Below are 2,017 nucleotides of genomic sequence, written 5' to 3'. Positions count from 1 at the left end.
ACAGTTTGCACACTAACATCCCGCTACGGCAGATTATCCTGCAACTGGCTGGATAATATCTGCTACACGGATCTTATCCAGCAACTTTCAGTCTATTTTTCACTTCTACAGAACCTCGGTACAGGCGATGAATAATACAAGCGTGCGATCGGCTCTAGACAGAACGATCGCCCCTTCCTCCCAATTCCAAACTCTCCAGTCAAGGGATTGACGGAACACCCGCACTACCGCTATCCTCACAAACTAAGGTTGCAGGTGTGTTCTCTCACGTGCAATCCGTATTCCCAAAAATTCAGTCAACGCTACCCGATGCTGCTGGTCACAGCAAAGGGCAGCTAACCTCCGAGACTGATTCTGGCAGTCACGGTGGCTAAAGGCGGATCTTAGCATCCTCTTCAGCCACCTTGCTTCCTTGTGTCGTGGGGTGGCTGAGTTTTTGGGATTTCCTCCCCAACAAACATAGGAGATCCCAATGCTACGAGCATTTTTGTCATCGCTACCGCCGATCGATCCCGGTGCGCCACTGCCCGATCGTCAACCTTCTGACGCTTGGGAAGAAGTGCGCGTTCTCGTCATCAGCAGCCCTGAAGGCGTGCGCGAAACCGTGCACGAATTACATCGACGCGGCTTTGCTCAAGTGGGCGTGTAGAGCAAACTGCTACCCGCACCGACCCCCGGGGAAGTCATGAGCATCCTGACGCGCAGGCGCACACAAGAGCGATCGAACTAACCACCGATCCCCGACTTGAAAAAGCCGGGGATCACTCAAGTCTCGTTTCACACCCTAAAGAAATTCAGCATCTCTAGGGGGTTCCAGCGATTTCGGCTTTATTACTATCTGAAACCCGCCAATGATTTGCTGAATGACTCGTTTACTCGATTTTCCGCTGTCGCGCCCCATTTCTCGTCGCCTGCTGCTGAAACTTTTGGGCACAGGAGCCGTGGCAGGAACCCTTAGCTACTCGCGCTTCGCCAAACCTCAGCCGACCGTCTTTGATCAAGACGTGCTTTCCCTCCCATTCCGCCTCAGTGAGCCGCGCCGCGTTGTCGTTGTGGGCGGCGGACTTGCCGGACTCGCCTGCGCCTACGAACTCAGCCAGCGCGGTTTTCAGGTAACGCTACTAGAGCAGGCACCGCAGCTAGGCGGCAAAATTGCAAGCTGGTCGATCGACGTCAACGGCGAATCTTTGCAGATGGAGCACGGCTTCCACGGCTTTTTTCCCCAGTACTACAACCTCAAAGGTCTGGCGGAAGAGTTGAGCATCCGCGACAATTTTCGCTCCCTCAAGTTCTATTCGGTGGTGTATCGCGGCGACGAATACCAACCAGAAGTCTTTCGCCCCAGTCGATCGGCATTTCCCTGGAACATCGTCGATTTGGCGATTTCCTCCACAAATCGTCTCCACTGGGGACTTAACCTAATCAGCCCGCAGCACTGGAACGTGTTTCGTGAAATCACCGGATTTAAGTCCGAGAGCAGCTTTGCCCGGCTCGATCGCCTATCGGTGCTGGACTGGGTGGATCAAGGCTTTCCCAAAGGGCTATTCGATTTGTATTTTCTGCCGTTTGCCAAATCCAGCCTGAACGCGCCCGATGCGCTTAGCGCTGGGGAACTGATGCAGTTCTTCCACTTCTACTTTTTCGGCAATCCCGAAGGGCTGGCATTTGAGGGCACTCGTCAGGACATGGGCAGAAGTCTAGTGCAGCCGATCGCCCAATCGATTCTGGACAACGGCGGCAGCATCCTCACCGATGTTTCTGTCAGCAATCTCCACTGGGAGCAAGGACGCATCGCCTCACTCAGCTACCAAACCGGCAACCAGGCAACGTCTGCGCCAATCTGGGTTGAAGCCAATGCAGCGCTAAACTCGTCTGCCAAGGATAGCGTTCGCTTTTATGGCGCGGGCGATGCTGTCTATGCCGCAAAGGGCGAAACGGCGATCTCCCTCACCTGCACGCATCAGGGCTGCACGGTTAAGCAGGTAGACAACGGCGAGTTCCACTGTCCCTGTCACGG

Annotated in this window: 2 protein-coding genes; both read left to right on the top strand. The window is 54.7% G+C overall.

Going from position 1 to position 2,017, the window contains the following annotated elements; translation table 11 throughout:
- Positions 1–472 precede the first annotated feature (472 nt).
- Positions 473–649: a hypothetical protein gene (locus H6F43_RS18710; protein WP_190344284.1), complete on the top strand. Its 177-nt coding sequence runs from the start codon at positions 473–475 to the stop codon at positions 647–649.
- Positions 650–863: 214 nt separating this feature from the next.
- A partial coding sequence (locus H6F43_RS18705; RefSeq protein WP_190344282.1) for an FAD-dependent oxidoreductase occupies positions 864–2,017 on the top strand: 1,154 nt, incomplete at its 3' end.

The organism is Leptolyngbya sp. FACHB-36, assembly GCF_014695955.1.
Lineage (GTDB): Bacteria > Cyanobacteriota > Cyanobacteriia > Leptolyngbyales > Leptolyngbyaceae > FACHB-36.
This window is presented reverse-complemented; position numbering and strand designations above follow the sequence as displayed.

Coding starts and splice junctions, on each gene's coding strand:
- H6F43_RS18710 (WP_190344284.1), top strand. CDS start 473: ATGCTACGAGCATTTTTGTCATCGCTACCGCCGATCGATCCCGGTGCG.